Raw genomic sequence first — 14,606 nt, 5'->3', positions numbered from 1 at the left:
CGGAGACACCGGGGCGCCGGCGTGCCGATGGATCAGGGGGGCGGCAGCGACAATTCCGCATAGTCCACTGTCGGCACGGACCGACGCCGGAACATATTCACGTCTATCTGTTGACGAGTACAGGATCGACGACAATCATTACTCTCGCTGGATCGACGTACCAACTATGTCGGATCTGGTGGCATTTCTTACCCCTCGACGGGATCGCGCCGGGACTGCGATTCCGCCGGGCGACCATGCCCGGCGCACGCCCGGTTAATCCTATCGAGTCGCTAGGAATTGTCGCCGCTCGCCCGAGGAGTCCGCCGGTGGACGGGAACAACGACGCTCCCGCATCGAGCCCGCCGAGGCCGGTGCAGAACGGCTCTGAGCTGCCCGAACAGCTCGCCCTGCACGGCGGCCAGCCGGTGCGGGGCACGCCCTGGCCGACGTACGACAAGGGTGCGGTCTTCGTGCACACCGAAGACGAGGACGCCGCTATTCGCGCCGTCCGCAGTCACCTCTACTTCCGATACGACCACCGCCCACCAAACGAAACCGAATGTGGGCGGTTCGAGGACGACCTGTGTCGTTATTTCGGCACCCGGCACGCGCTCGCCGTTTCCAGCGGGACCGCCGCGCTGGCGCTCGCCCTGATGGGTGCCGGAGTGCCGCCGGGGTCATTGGTGGCCTGCCCCGGATTCACTTTCGTCGCCACCCCCAGCGCCATTGTGCTGGCCGGTTGCCGGCCATTCCTGGTCGAGGTCGACGACGACCTGCGGATGGACCTCGACGACCTGCGCCGCCGCTGGCGGCCCGAGATCCGCGCCGTCATGGTCGTGCACATGCGCGGCTTCGCCGCCGACGTCGAGGCGCTGTCCGCGTTCGCCGCCGAGATGGGCGTACCGCTCATCGAGGACGCGGTGCCCGCGCTCGGCGCCGAACTCAACGGCCGCAAGCTCGGCACGTTCGGGGCCGCCGGGGCGTTCAGCACCCAGTCCGACAAGGCGCTCAACTGCGGCGAGGGCGGCTTCCTGATCACCGACGACAGCACGCTGTTCGCGCGGGCGGTGGCGCTGTCCGGGGCGTACGAGGGGCGGCTGCGGCGGCACTTCCCGCACGGCGAGCCGCCGCTGACCGGCCTGGACCTGCCGCTGCTGAGCCTGCGGATGGACGAGATCCGGGCGGCCCTGCTGCGCGCCGAGCTGACCCGGCTGCCGCAGCGGCTGGCGCTGTTCCACCGCAACTACGCGCACGTCAGCGCCGCCCTGGCCGGGTTGCCCGGCATCGCGGTCCGGCGGCCGGTCGCGCCCGGGGCGTACCTCGGGGAGGCGTTCGTGTTCCGCGTGCCCGGCGGCGACGCGGGCTGGTTCGCCCGCGCGCTGCGGGCCGAGGGGATCGACGCCCGCAACATCGGCGCGGACGACGACCTCAACGTCCGGGCGTTCTGGAACTGGCGGTTCCTGTACGACAGCGCCGACCCGGGCGAGATCCGCGCGACGCTGCCGCGCACCGCACGGCTGCTGACCGAGACCGTCGACGTGCCGCTGTCGTCCAACCTCACGCCCGAGGACTGCGACGACCTGGTCCGCGCGGTCCGCAAAGTGGCCGCCGCCCGTGAGACCGCGCTGGTCGGGTCGTGACCGGCGCACAGACCCCGACCCGGCCCCTGCCCCGGCTCGCGCTCGCCGGCCTGCTCGGCGGGCTGTTCACCGGCTACCTCGGGCTGACCGCGGTGATCCCGGTGCTGCCCGGCTTCCTGCGGGAGCGGCACGACGCGGGTGACCTCACAGTCGGCGTGGTGGTCACGGTGACCGCGGTGACCGCGCTGCTGGTCCGGCCGGTCGCGGGCGCGCTCGCCGACCGGCACGGCCACCGGACGGTGATGCTGGCCGGGGCGCTCGTGGTGGCCGGCGGCGGCCTGCTCTACCTGGCGCCGCTGGGCGTGCCCGCGCTGGTGGCGGTCCGGCTCCTGCTCGGCGCCGGTGAGGCGGCGCTGTTCACCGCCGGTGCGGTGTGGATCGTGCAGCTCGCCCCGCACGAGCGGCGCGGCCAGCTCATCGGCCTGTACGGGGTGAGCATGTGGGGCGGCATCTCCGCCGGCACGTTCCTCGGCGCCACCGTGCAGCAGGCCGGATACGCGGCGGTGTGGGTGCTCAGCGCGGTCGCCCCGGCGGTCGGCGCGGCGCTCGTCGCGCTGGTGCCCGCGCCGGCGCGTACCGCACCGGCGGCCAAGGGCGCTGGGCTGCTGCTGCGCCCGGCGCTGCTGCCCGGCATCGCGCTCACCTTCGGCGCCGCCGGGTACGCGGGCCTGGCCGCGTTCGTCGTACTGCACCTGGACGCCCGGGGCATCGGCCACGGCGTGGTGGTGCTGAGCGTCTTCAGCGCCGTGTACGCCGGCACCCGCCTGGTCATCGGGCACCTGCCGGACCGGCTCGGCCCCCGCCGCGTGGCCACCTGGTGCGGGGTGGGCGAGGCGGTCGGCCTGCTGGTCATCGCTCTCGCGCCGAACCTGCCGGTCGCGGTGGCGGGCAGCGTGGTGATGGGCGTCGGGTTCTCCCTGCTGCACCCGTCGCTGGCGCTGATGGTGATGAACCGCACCGACCCGGCGCGGCAGGGTGCGGCGATCGGGGCGTACACCTCGTTCTGGGATCTGGGTCTGGCGGTGTGGGGGCCGGCGACCGGCCTGGTCGCGGCCGGTCTGGGTTATCCGGCGGTGTTCGTCGCGGGCGCGGCCGGCGCGGCCGTCGCCGCCGCGATGGCGCTGCGCATCGGCCGGCCCGCGGTCGCGCCGGCTCCGGCGGAGGTACGCGCGGCATGAGCGCACCGGTGACCGTCCTGAGCGTCAACGGCTGGTGCCGCAACGGCAGCACCATCATCGGCAACGTCCTCGGTGAGGCGCCCGGTGTGACGCACGTCGGTGAGCTGCACTTCCTGTGGAAGAACTCGACCGGGCGCGGGGTGAACGACAGGTGCGGGTGCGGCGCCGCGCTGACCGCGTGTCCGCTGTGGTCGGCGGTGCTGCCGCTGGGTCGTCCGGCCGGGATGTCGGCGGACGCGCACGCCGCCGAGGTGATCCGCCGGCAACGGGCCCGGCTGCGGACCCGGCACACGTGGCGGGTGCTGCGCCGGGGCGCGTACGACGCGGACACCCGGGCGCACGCCGATCTGCTCGGCGCGGTCTACCGGGAGGTGGCCGCGCGCACCGGCGCCCGCGTGATCGTGGACAGCACCAAGATCCCCGGCGAGTCGGCGTTGCTGCCGCACGTGCCGGGCGTCGAGGCGTACTGGCTGCACCTGGTGCGCGACCCGCGCGCGGTGGCGCACTCGTGGCGGGAGCCGAAGGAGTACGTCTACGCGATGTCCGCGGCGCGCAGCACCGCGTACTGGCACGGGTTCAACCTCGCGTCGGCGGAGATCAACAGGCGGTACCCGGGCCGGTCGGCGTTCCTGCGCTACGAGGACTTCACCGCCGACCCGGCCGGCACGATCGGCGCGCTGCTGAAGCTGGTGGGTGTCGACCCGGCGGCCAACCCGGTGCGGGACCGGACCGTCGAGCTGCGCGGCAACCACACGGTCACCGGCAACCCGGACCGGTTCCGGACCGGCCCGACCGTGATCCGCGACCGCGACGACGGGTGGCGGCGCACGCTGACCGGCCGGCAGCGGCTGGCCGTGGCGGCGCTGGCCTGGCCGCTGTCCACCCGGTACGGCTACCGGTCCGGCGGGCCGGACGGCGACCCGGCGTACCCCGGCGCGGCGGCCCGCGTCGGCGAGACGGAGAGGTGAGGACGTGGATCTGGGACTCAAGGGCCGGGTGGCGCTCGTCGCCGGCGGCACCAGCGGCATCGGGCTGGCCTGCGCGAAGGAGTTCGCCGCGGAGGGCGCGCACGTGGCGGTCTGCGGGCGTGACCCGCAGCGGCTGGCCGCCGCCGAACGGGAGCTGACGGCGGTGGCCTCCGGCCGGGTCAGCGCGACCGGCGTCGATCTCACCGACACCGAGGCCGCCGCCCGCTGGGTGGACCGGGTCGCCGCCGAGCTGGGCGGGGTGGACGTGCTGCTGGTCAGCGGCGGCAGCCCGCCGGTGGGCACCGCCACCGGATTCGACACCGACGACTATCGGGCGGCCGTCGACCGGGTGCTGCTGCCGGCGGTAGCGGTGTCGCTGGCCGCGCTGCCGCACATGCGCGCCGCGGGCTGGGGGCGGCTGCTGCTGGTGGCCTCGGAGACAGCCTGCGTGCCGATCGGACCGCTCGTGCTGTCCGGGGTGACCCGGGCGGCGCTGGTCCGGTTCGCCCAGGGCCTCGCCGTCGACGTGGGCCGCGACGGCATCACCGTCAACGTGCTGGCGCCCGGCGGGGTGCGTACGCCGCCGATGGAACGCGCCGCGGCCCGGCTCGCCGGCGCGGACGGCGACGTCGAGGCGCGGCTGGCCGCGATGGGTCACCACAGCGCCGTCGGCCGGCTGGCCCGGCCCGAGGAGGTCGCCGCGGTGGCCGCGTTCCTGGCCGGCGAGCGGGCGTCGTACGTGACCGCCGGGGTGCACCTGATCGACGGCGGCGCCTCCGCCACCGGCCCCGACCTGCCCCACCTCACCGGCGTCCGCAAGGACACCTACGCCTGACCCACCGACCGCCGCACAAGGGAGTGCCCATGTCCACGACCAGCCGGTTCACCGAACGGGACGTCTCCGAGTTCTTCGACCAGACCACGCAGACGTACCTCAGTTTCTGGGACAGCGAGGGCGTGCTGCACACCGGCTACTTCACCGGGGAGGACGACTCCGACTACCACGCGGCGGCCGACCGGACCTCCGACATCCTCGCCGCCGACGCCGGGATCGACGCCTCGGCGAACGTGCTCGACGTGGGCTGCGGCTGCGGCAACTTCCTGCTGCGCCTGGCCGAGCGCACCGGGTGCCGGGGTGAAGGGCTGGACCTGAGCATCGAGCGGGTGCGCTTCGCCGAGCAGCGGCGCGCCGAGCGGGGCGCCTCGCTTCCCGTGTCGTTCCGGCACGGCTCGGCCACCGCCCTGCCGTACGACGACGGCACGTTCACGCACGTGGTCAGCCAGGACGCGCTGTTCCTGGTGCCGGACAAGCCGCGCAGCCACGCCGAGATGTTCCGGGTGCTCGCCCCCGGCGGGGTGCTCGCGGTGTCCGACTTCCTCCAGCCCACCGAGCGGATCGGCGAGGCGGCCCGCCGGCACGTCTACGACCGGGTGCGCTGGAACGACGGCTACTCGCTCGACGGCTACCGCCGGGCACTGGCGGAGGCCGGGTTCGTGGACGTGGTCGCGCGCAGTCTCGACGCGCACATCAGGCAGACGTACCGGGTGCTGGGCCGCACCGCCCGGGAGCGCGCGGAGACGACGGCGGACGAGGCGGCGCGGACGTGGATCCTCGGCTTCGCCGACTCGTGCGACGAGATCCAGGCGGCGATCGACAGGGGTGAGTTCGGCTGGGGCATGTTCGTCGCCCGCAAGCCGGCCTGAGGAAAGGGACAGCAGATGTCACAGCGCACCGACACCGTGAAGCGGACGATCGCCGAGGTGGTCGCCGAACGGAAGACGCAGATGTCGCCCGGCGCGACGTTCGTCGAGGCGTTCGCCAAGGACGGTTTCGACACGAGCGTCGACTACGACGTGACGATCACCGACTCGCTGACCAGTTCCCGGCGCAAGCCCCGCTACCCCTCGCGGAACATGCTCAAGGTGGTGGACCTGTCCCGGGATCCGCAGGACTACTACTGGCACGAGAGCCCGCCACGGCCGGACGATCCGACGGTGGACGGCGCGGACCTGCGCCGGGAGGCGGCGAACCACTTCCACCGCTCCCCCATCCCGCCGCTGCTCACCACCACCGCGTGGGTGCAGGTGCCGGACACGCTGTGGGAGGACCCGGTCAGCTTCGCCCAGTTCATCGACTACCGGCTGGTGGTGCGGCTGGCCACCGCAGAGAACCACACCATCCTGCGCGGCGAGGGCGGGCTGCTGACCATGCCGGACCTGGGCCGGCTCACCGACCCGGGGCCGTTCGCGTCCACCGTCCTGGCCGCGTGCAACGAGGTCGAGCAGATGGGCAGCACCGCCGACGGGCTGATCATCAACCCGGCCGACTACTACCGGCTGCTGGGCAGCGGCTCGCTGATGCGCGACGTGGAGGACAACGGCGTGTTCATCGTCCGTACCCGGCTGGTCGACCCGGGCACCGCGATCGTCGGGGACTTCGGCCACGGCGCGCTGCTGTTCGACGCCGGCCGGTCCACGATCGGGTTCGCCGAGCCGCCGCCGGGCACGTTCGCCGAACCCGGGGTGGCGCTGCGCGCCGAGATCTGGGAGCGGGTCGTGGTGAACCTGCCCACCTGCTTCTTCGTCGTCACGCTCTGACCGGCGGCGACGGATGACGACGCCGGCCCGTACCGACCCCGACGTGCTGGTCGTCGGCGCGGGCGTGGTGGGCCTGTGCTGCGCCTGGTTCCTGCGCCGCGCCGGGCACACCGTGACTGTGGTGGACCGGGGCGAGGTCGGCGACCCGGCGGCCTGCTCGGCCGGGAACACCGGTTTCGTCGGCACCCAGGGCTCGGCGCCGCTGGCCGAGCCGGGGGTGCCGGCCACCGGGATCCGCTGGCTGTTGCGCCCGGAGAGCCCGTTCGCGGTCCGGCCCCGGCTCGACGGCGCGCTGCTGGCCTGGCTGTGGCACTTCCGCCGGCACTGCACCGAACGGCACGCCCGTGCCGGGTTCGAGACGCTGCTCGCGCTCAAGCAGCGCAGCCTCGCGCTGCTGCGCGAGATCTGCGCCGAGGACGAGCTGGCCGGGACGCTCACCGAACGCGGCATGATCCTCGCCTGCCACACCGAGCAGGGGTACGCGAAGGCGCGCCGGACGATCCCGGCGGCGACCGCGCGCGGCGTGCCGCTGCGGGAGCTGGACCGGGCCGAGCTGGCCCGGCTGGAACCCGGTGTCGACTTCGCGGTGGCCGGGACGCTGCTCAACGAGGAGGGTGCCGCGCTGCGCATCCCGGCGTTCCTGGTGGCGCTCGCGCGGGCGCTGCGGGCCCGGGGCGTGGACATCGTCACCGGCGCGGAGGTACGCGACTTCGACGTGACCGGACGGCGGGTACGCGCGGTGCGGACGGCTCGGGGCGAGCTGCGCCCGGCCGAGGTGGTGATCGCCGCCGGGGTGTGGTCGGCGGCCTGCGCCCGGATGCTCGGCGTCGGGCTGACGCTGCAACCGGCGAAGGGCTACACCGTCACGCTGCCCGCCGGCCCGGGCACGCCGGCCCGGCCGGTGCTGCTCAGCGAGGGCAAGGTCGCGGTGATGCCGCTGGGTGACCGGGTACGCGTCGGCGGCACGCTGGAGCTGTCCGGGCTGGACGCGTCGATCTCGCCGCGCCGCGTCGACGGGATCCTGCACACCGCGCGTCGGTACCTGCCGGCGCTGGACACCGGCCGGCGCCTGGACGTGTGGAGCGGGCTGCGTCCGTGCACCCCGGACAGTCTGCCGCTGATCGGGCGGGCCGACGGCTACGACAACGTCAGCGTGGCCACCGGGCACGGGCACATCGGGATGGGCCTGGCCCCGGCCGGCGGGCAGCTGCTCGCCCAGCTCGTCTCCGGCGCCGAGCCGGACCTGCCGCTGGACACGTTCGCCCTGGACCGCTTCCAGAGGGGGATCTCGTGAACGACCGGCCGGAGATCGGGGTGCTCTGCCTCGACACCAGTTTCGACAAGATCCCCGGGCACATCCGTAACCCGGACACGTTCGACTTCCCGGTGCGTTACCGGGTGGTGCAGGGCGCGACCCCGCAGCGGCTGGTCCGCGAGGCCGACCCGACGCTCCTGCAGCCGTTCGTCGACGCGGCCCGCGACCTGGAGGCGGCCGGGGTCGCCGGGATCACCGGCGCGTGCGGGTTCCTCGTGTTGTTCCAGGCCGAACTCGCCGCCGCGGTGCGCGTCCCGCTGTGGTCGTCGAGCCTGGTGCAACTGCCGATGGTGCACCGGATGGTCGGGCGCACGGTCGGGCTGCTGGTCGCCGACGAGGCGGCGCTGACGCCGCGCCACCTGGCCGCGATCGGCGCGGCCGACGTCCCGGTGGCGGTCACCGGCATGGCCGGGCAGCCGGAGTTCCGCGAGGTGATGCTGGAGGGCCGGCGCGACGCCCTCGACGTCGAACGGCTCGCGGCCGAGGTGGACGAGCGGGTCGACGCGCTGGCCGACGCGCATCCGGAACTGGGTGCGCTGGTCGTCGAGTGCACCGACCTGGTGCCGTTCGCCCACCGGATCCAGGCGCGGCTGGGCGTGCCGGTGTTCGACATCGTCACGCTGACCACGATGGCGTACGCGAGCCTCACCCGGCGGCCGTACCGTCCGGCCATGTGACAGCGGGGCCGTCGCGCGGAAACCCGCTCCCGGCGCCCGTCCGGCGCTTAGCGTGGGACGAGAGGCGGCCTGCCCGGGGCGCCGGTGAGCGGAGGGAGAACGCGGTGACGGAGCCGGAGGAGGAGCAGGAGAAGACCCGCAAGACCGATCGGGTGCTGTTCTCGCCCGACGGCGACCCGCACCACACGCTCGCCGAGGCGCCCCAGCCCGACGAGCACCTGCCGCCCACCGTCACCCGGGACGGCCACACGGACGTGCTCGACGACGAGCAGTGAGCGCACCGTCCCGCCCGGGCTCGTCGGCCGGGCGGGACGTGTCGCGGCCGGACCGGCGGATCGCCGTCACGCCGCCAGGACGTGCCGCGTCAGACCGGCGGGATGCCGGAGCGGCCGATGTCCGACATGTCGTCGCCGATCTCGGTCCGGGTGCCGGCCACCGGCCCGGCGCCGGCCTCGGTGCGGTCCTCCACGCAGGCGTCGCCCAGCCCGTGCATCAGCTCGCCGACCACGGCGAGCGCCGAGCCCTTGTCCGGGCAGGGCGCCCCGGTGGCGAGCACCTGACCGTCGCCGCCGACGACGGTGAATCCCACACTGCCGTCGGCCTCGCTCTCGATGACGAACTTCATCGTGCTCCTCCCGCCCGCTCAGCTCACGCCGTGCGTCTGCAACCACAGCTCCAGCAGGCCCAGTTGCCACAGCTTGTTGCTGCCGGCGGCGGCCTGGGCCCGGTCCGGCGCGGCCAGCAGCTCGTCGACGTACGCCCGGCGGAACAGCCCCCGCCGGCGCGCCTCGGGCGCACCCAGCGCCTCGACCACCAACTCTCGCACGGGACCGTCGACGTTGCGCAGCGCCGGCACCGGGAAGTAGCCCTTGGGCCGGTCGATGACCTCGGCCGGCAGCACCTCCCGGGCCACCTCCTTGAGCACGCCCTTGCCGCCCTGCGCCAGCTTGTGCTCCGGCGGGCACGCCGCGGCGAGCGTGACCAGATCCTGGTCGAGGAAGGGCGTGCGCACCTCCAGCCCCCACGCCATGCTCATGCTGTCCACCCGCTTGACCGGGTCGTCGGGCAGCATCAGGTGGGTGTCCAGGCGCAGCACCGCGTCCACGGCGGTCTGCGCGCCCGGCGCGGCCAGGTCCGCGGCGACCAGCTCGCCGCTGGCGTCACCGTCGCAGGCGTACGCCGGTTCCACCACCTCGGTCAGCTCGGCGTGGTCGCGGTCGAAGAACGCGGCGGTGAACTCGGCCGCGGCGTCCTCACGGGCCGAGGCGGCCAGCCGGTGGTGGTAGCCGTAGCCGGCGAACACCTCGTCGGCGCCCTGACCCGACTGCGCCACCTTCACGTGCTTGGCGACCTGCTCGGAGAGCAGGTGGAACGCCACCACGTCGTGGCTGCCCATCGGTTCGGTCATGGCCGCCACTGTGGCGCGTACGGCCGGGCCGAGATCGCCGTCGGCGAGCCGGATGCGGTGGTGGTCGGTGCCGAACGTGCGGGCGACCAGGTCGGAGTAGTGGAACTCGTCGCCGGTCTCGTCGTCGCGGCTGTCGAAGCCGATGCTGAACGTCTGGAGGTGGTGCTGTCCGGCGTCGTCGAGCAGCGCCACGATCATGCTGGAGTCCAGGCCGCCGGAGAGCAGCACCCCCACCGGCACGTCCGCGACCAGCCGGCGGCGTACGGCGGTGCGCAGCGCGTCCCCGACGGCGGCCCGCCAGTCGGCGGCGTCCATACCGTCGTGGGAGGGGTCGCGCCGGTACTCGGGCCGCCAGTAGACGCGCTCGCGGCTGCGCCCGTCGGCCTCGACCACCCGGACGGTGGCCGGGGGCAGCTTGCGGATCCCGCGCAGGATCGTGCGCGGCGCCGGCACGATCGAGTGCCAGGACAGGTAGTGGTGCAGCGCGACCGGGTCGATGCCGGTGTCCACGTCGCCGCCGGCCAGCAGCGCCGGCAGCGTGGAGGCGAACCGGAGCCGGCCGGGCGACTCGGCGAGGTAGAGCGGCTTGATGCCGAGCCGGTCGCGGGCCAGCACGAGGCGGCGCCGCCGCCGGTCCACCAGCGCCACCGCGAACATGCCGACCAGGTGGTCGACGAAGCGCTCCCCCCACTGCGCGTACGCCACCAGGATCACCTCGGTGTCGCTGGTGCTGTGGAAGGTGTGCCCGGCGGCGCGCAGTTCGTCGCGCAGCTCCGGGTAGTTGTAGACGCAACCGTTGAAGACCAGGGCCAGGCCGAGGTCGTCGCGGACCATCGGCTGGGCGCCGGCCTCGGACAGGTCGATCACGGTGAGCCTGCGGTGCCCGAGGGTGATCCAGCCGTCGCTCCACGCGCCCTCGCCGTCCGGGCCGCGTGCGCGCATGGCCGCGGTCATCCGGTTCACCGCGTCGGTGTCGGGGGTGGCCCCGTCGAACCTGGCCTCACCGCTGATCCCGCACATCTCAGCGCCCACCGGTCAGTCGCGGAGCACTCACCATGCCAACCTCCCGCCGCGTCGTCTCCCGGGCGGTCCGCCGGGTACGGCGACTACCCGGCATGTGGCGAAGGAAACCCGGATGGGCGGTTGCCGAGCCGGGCACGGCGAGCCGTCGTACGGTGGCGGTACGGGCCATGTCCCCGGGCGGTCCGGCCACGGGACGTGGCCAGGATCAACGACGCCTGCCAGGAGGACGTGTGTTCGCCAATTCCGAGGAACTCCTGCGATACCTCACCGACGAGGACGTGAAGTTCGTCGACGTACGTTTCTGTGACCTGCCCGGCGTGATGCAGCACTTCAACCTGCCGGTCGAGTCGTTCGACGACAGCGTGTTCACCGACGGTCTCGCCTTCGACGGGTCCTCGATCCGCGGCTTCCAGTCGATCCACGAGTCGGACATGCTGCTGCTGCCGGACGTGTCGACGGCTTTCATCGACCCGTTCCGCACGCAGAAGACGCTGGCGTTGAACTTCTTCGTCCACGACCCGTTCACCCGGGAGGCGTACTCCCGCGACCCGCGCAACGTGGCGAAGAAGGCCGAGGCGTACCTCGCCGCCAGCGGCATCGCCGACACCGCCTACTTCGGCGCCGAGGCGGAGTTCTACATCTTCGACTCGATCCGCCACGAGACCTCGGCGCACCAGTCGTTCTACTACATCGACTCGATCGAGGGCGCCTGGAACACCGGGCGGATCGAGGAGGGCGGCAATCGCGGCTACAAGACCGCCTACAAGGGCGGCTACTTCCCGGTGCCGCCGGTGGACCACTACGCCGACCTGCGCGACAGCATGGTCCGCCGGATGGTGGACGCCGGTTTCACAGTCGAGCGTTCGCACCACGAGGTGGGCACGGGCGGGCAGTCCGAGATCAACTACAAGTTCTCGACGCTGCTGCACTCGGCGGACGAGCTCCAGCTCTTCAAGTATCTGATCAAGAACGAGGCGTGGGCGCACGGCAAGACCGCCACGTTCATGCCCAAGCCACTGTTCGGCGACAACGGCTCCGGCATGCACACCCACCAGAGCCTCTGGCGCGGCGGCGAACCCCTGTTCTACGACGAGACCGGCTACGCCGGCCTGTCCGACACCGCCCGCTGGTACATCGGCGGCCTCCTGCACCACGCCCCGTCGCTGCTGGCCTTCACCAACCCCACCATCAACTCCTACCGCCGCCTGGTGCCCGGCTTCGAGGCCCCGGTCAACCTGGTCTACTCCCAGCGCAACCGCTCCGCCTGCACCCGCATCCCGGTCACCGGCAGCAACCCCAAGGCCAAGCGCGTCGAGTTCCGCGTCCCCGACCCGTCCAGCAACCCCTATCTGGCCTTCTCCGCGATGCTCATGGCCGGCCTCGACGGCATCAAGAACAAGATCGAGCCGCCGGCCCCGATCGACAAGGACCTCTACGACCTCCCGCCGGAGGAGTGGGGCGACGTCAAGCAGGTGCCCGGTTCGCTGCCCGAGGCGCTGGCGGCGCTGGAGGCCGATCACGACTACCTGCTCGACGGCGACGTGTTCACCGGCGACCTGATCTCCACCTGGGTCGACTGGAAGAACGCCAACGAGGTCGACCCGGTCCGGCTGCGGCCCACGCCGCACGAGTTCGCGCTCTACTTCGACTGCTGAGCCGCCGTACCGCCACCGCCCCCGCCACCCGCGGGGGCGGTGGTCGGCGGAAACGGCCTCGGGCCGGCCTCCGCCCTCGTACCGTCGAGACATGACTCCGCCTCACGTCGACACGCCGACCGTTCCGTGCCGGTGGAGCCGTCGGTGAGGCCGCGGCCCACCACCACCACCACCGCCACCACCACCCCGCAGATCCCCACCGTCCTGACCCTCGGGGTGGAAGAGGAGTTCCTGCTGCTGGACCCGGCCACCGGCGAGAGCATGCCGGTCGCCGACCGGGTGCGCGGCGCGCTCTCCGGCACCGCCCGCGAGCAGAGCCGGCAGGAGTTCCGGCACAGCATGGTCGAGATGGTGACGCCGGTCAGCCCAGACCTTGGGGAGCTGCGGGAGCACCTGGTCACGCTGCGCCGGGCGGCCGCGCGGGCGGCCGACGCGGCCGGGGCGCGGCTGGTCGCGGTCGGCGCCACCCCGGTCTGCGAGGCCCACCGCACGGTGCCCGACGAGCAGCGCTACCACGACATGTCCCGCCGGTTCGGCCCGGTGGCCCACGACCCGGCGGTCTGCGGCTGCCACGTGCACGTCGGCGTGCCGGACCGGGAACTGGCCGTGCAGGTCTGCAACCACCTGCGCCCGTGGCTGCCTGTGGTACAGGCGCTCACCGCCAACTCGCCGCTGCACGACGGGCGGGACACCGGCCACGCGAGCTGGCGTTCGATGCAGCTGGAACGGTGGCCGAGCATCGGACCGACGCCGCACTTCGACTCCGCCGCCGACTACGACGCCACGGTGGCGGACCTGATCACCGCCGGGATCATGCTCGACGCCGCGATGGTCTACTGGTACGCCCGGCCGTCCGCGTCGTACCCCACCGTGGAGGTACGCGTCGGCGACGTGTGCCCCACAGTCGACGACACGGTGCTGGTCGCCGGGCTGGTCCGGGCGCTCGTGGCCACCCTGATCGACGACGTCCGCGCGGGCGTGCCCGCACCACGCATCCGGGACTGCCTGGTCGCCGCCGCGCACTGGCGGGCCGCGCACGACGGCGTGGACGGCCGGCTCGTCGACCTGCGCACCGGGCTGCCCCGGCCCGCCTGGGACCTCGTCGACGACCTGTTCGTCACCGTCACACCCGCGCTGACCCGCCACGGTGACCTGGACCTGGTCCGGCGCGAGCTGGACCGGGTGCGCCGGGACGGCACCGGCGCCACCCGGCAACGACGGATCATGGCCGAGACCGACGGGGACGTCCGCACCGTGCTGGCGCACCTGGCCGCACAGACCGTCTCGACGTGAGTCGATGACCTCCCCGGAGCGGGCCCGCGTCCGGTCAGCGCAACCCGGCGAACAGGTCGTCCTCGGGGGTGGCCGCGCCGGTGGTGTCCCGCACCCGCACGAACGTCTCCAGGCCCATCAGCTCGGTGAACCGCTCCTGCCCCAGACGCAGGAAGAAGATGTTCTCCGCCTGGCTGGCGTGCGCGGCGAGCGAGGCGAACTTCTGCCCGCCGTAGGCACGGGTGTCGACCCAGGTGGTGATCTCGTCGTCCGGCAGGCCCAGCGCCGGCATCTCGTCGGTCGCCTCCGGCTCGGGGAACTCCACCCCGATCTCCCGCATGACGGTGCCGAACTGCTGGAACGCGCTGCGCGGCACGGTGGTCCAGTAGACCTTGGCCGGGATGCCGGTCTGCTCGACCGCGGCCATGGTGATCCGGTGGGCCTGGATGTGGTCCGGGTGGCCGTAGAAGCCGTTCTCGTCGTAGGTGACCACCACGTCGGGGCGGTAGCGCCGGATCAGCTCGGCCAGCCGGCCGGCCGCCTCGGCCACCGGCGTGTTCCAGAACGCGCCGGGCGCGTCGTTCGTCGCCCAGCCCATCATCCCCGAGTCGCCGTAGTCGAGCGTCTCCAGGTGGGTGACCTTCAGCGCCTCGCAGCTCGCGGCCAGCTCGGCGCGGCGCATGTCCACCACGGCCTTGGGGTCGTGCCCGGGGTCGCCCGGCTTGATCCCGCCGGGACCGTCGCCGCACCCCCCGTCGGTGCACGTCACGAGCACTGTGGTGACGCCCTCGGCCGCGTAGCGCGCCAGGACGCCGCCGGTGCTCGTCGCCTCGTCGTCGGGGTGCGCGTGCACCGCCATCAGGGTCAGGGATCGATCGGTCACCCCGTCA

The 14,606-nt window shown here is 73.3% G+C and carries 14 protein-coding genes; 11 read left to right on the top strand and 3 right to left on the bottom strand.

The features are described 5' to 3' along the window. Positions 1-308 precede the first annotated feature (308 nt). The 9 genes from ACN27D_RS29475 (at position 309) to ACN27D_RS29435 (ending at position 8,633) form a co-directional block, all read left to right on the top strand. The gene (locus tag ACN27D_RS29475; protein WP_120570286.1) at positions 309-1,622 is read left to right on the top strand and encodes a DegT/DnrJ/EryC1/StrS family aminotransferase; all 1,314 of its coding nucleotides are present in this window, start codon (positions 309-311) and stop codon (positions 1,620-1,622) included. Continuing rightward, positions 1,619-2,800 carry an MFS transporter gene (locus ACN27D_RS29470; protein ID WP_421500554.1) on the top strand — a complete coding sequence of 394 codons (1,182 nt, stop codon included), beginning with the start codon at positions 1,619-1,621 and terminating at the stop codon, positions 2,798-2,800. Before ACN27D_RS29475 ends, ACN27D_RS29470 begins: the two co-directional genes overlap by 4 nt. Then, positions 2,797-3,768: a sulfotransferase gene (locus tag ACN27D_RS29465; RefSeq protein WP_358173412.1), complete on the top strand. Its 972-nt coding sequence runs from the start codon at positions 2,797-2,799 to the stop codon at positions 3,766-3,768. The genes ACN27D_RS29470 and ACN27D_RS29465 overlap by 4 nt, the downstream gene beginning before the upstream one ends. 4 nt (positions 3,769-3,772) lie before the next feature. Further along, complete coding sequence (locus ACN27D_RS29460; protein WP_358173415.1) at positions 3,773-4,603, top strand: SDR family NAD(P)-dependent oxidoreductase; 831 nt, start codon at positions 3,773-3,775, stop codon at positions 4,601-4,603. A gap of 29 nt (positions 4,604-4,632) precedes the next feature. Continuing rightward, on the top strand, positions 4,633-5,472 hold the full coding sequence (locus ACN27D_RS29455; RefSeq protein WP_358173418.1) for a methyltransferase domain-containing protein: 840 nt from the start codon (positions 4,633-4,635) through the stop codon (positions 5,470-5,472). Between the two features lie 15 nt (positions 5,473-5,487). Continuing rightward, positions 5,488-6,366, top strand: coding sequence for a family 3 encapsulin nanocompartment shell protein (locus ACN27D_RS29450; protein WP_358173421.1), 879 nt, complete (start codon positions 5,488-5,490; stop codon positions 6,364-6,366). Positions 6,367-6,379: 13 nt separating this feature from the next. Beyond that, on the top strand, positions 6,380-7,660 hold the full coding sequence (locus tag ACN27D_RS29445; RefSeq protein ID WP_421500553.1) for an NAD(P)/FAD-dependent oxidoreductase: 1,281 nt from the start codon (positions 6,380-6,382) through the stop codon (positions 7,658-7,660). Then, positions 7,657-8,358 carry an aspartate/glutamate racemase family protein gene (locus ACN27D_RS29440; RefSeq protein WP_120570293.1) on the top strand — a complete coding sequence of 234 codons (702 nt, stop codon included), beginning with the start codon at positions 7,657-7,659 and terminating at the stop codon, positions 8,356-8,358. Before ACN27D_RS29445 ends, ACN27D_RS29440 begins: the two co-directional genes overlap by 4 nt. Before the next feature lie 104 nt (positions 8,359-8,462). Continuing rightward, positions 8,463-8,633 (top strand): hypothetical protein, encoded by a 171-nt coding sequence (locus ACN27D_RS29435; RefSeq protein ID WP_013285860.1) that lies wholly within the window; start codon positions 8,463-8,465, stop codon positions 8,631-8,633. 89 nt (positions 8,634-8,722) lie between these two features. Here the strand turns inward: ACN27D_RS29435 and ACN27D_RS29430 are convergent, their stop codons facing one another. Continuing rightward, positions 8,723-8,983, bottom strand: coding sequence for a hypothetical protein (locus tag ACN27D_RS29430; RefSeq protein WP_013285859.1), 261 nt, complete (start codon positions 8,981-8,983; stop codon positions 8,723-8,725). Between the two features lie 18 nt (positions 8,984-9,001). Then, positions 9,002-10,786 carry an N-acetylglutaminylglutamine amidotransferase gene (locus tag ACN27D_RS29425; RefSeq protein ID WP_421501212.1) on the bottom strand — a complete coding sequence of 595 codons (1,785 nt, stop codon included), beginning with the start codon at positions 10,784-10,786 and terminating at the stop codon, positions 9,002-9,004. Between the two features lie 233 nt (positions 10,787-11,019). Between ACN27D_RS29425 and glnA the strand changes: the two genes are divergently transcribed. Together glnA and ACN27D_RS29415 are read left to right on the top strand one after the other, a co-directional pair. After that, the gene (glnA, locus tag ACN27D_RS29420) at positions 11,020-12,444 is read left to right on the top strand and encodes a type I glutamate--ammonia ligase (RefSeq protein WP_421500552.1); all 1,425 of its coding nucleotides are present in this window, start codon (positions 11,020-11,022) and stop codon (positions 12,442-12,444) included. 144 nt (positions 12,445-12,588) lie between these two features. Continuing rightward, positions 12,589-13,737 carry a carboxylate-amine ligase gene (locus ACN27D_RS29415; protein WP_421500551.1) on the top strand — a complete coding sequence of 383 codons (1,149 nt, stop codon included), beginning with the start codon at positions 12,589-12,591 and terminating at the stop codon, positions 13,735-13,737. Positions 13,738-13,771: 34 nt separating this feature from the next. On the opposite strand, the gene ACN27D_RS29410 is transcribed toward ACN27D_RS29415, so the two are convergent. Next, a complete protein-coding gene (locus ACN27D_RS29410; protein ID WP_120570297.1) occupies positions 13,772-14,599 on the bottom strand; it encodes a PIG-L family deacetylase in 828 nt (275 codons plus the stop codon). Positions 14,600-14,606: the final 7 nt, after the last annotated feature.

Source organism: Micromonospora sp. WMMD1274 (assembly GCF_049179035.1).
Lineage (GTDB): Bacteria > Actinomycetota > Actinomycetes > Mycobacteriales > Micromonosporaceae > Micromonospora > Micromonospora tulbaghiae.
Note: the sequence above shows the minus strand (reverse complement) of the source record. Positions and strands in the feature narration are given on the sequence as shown.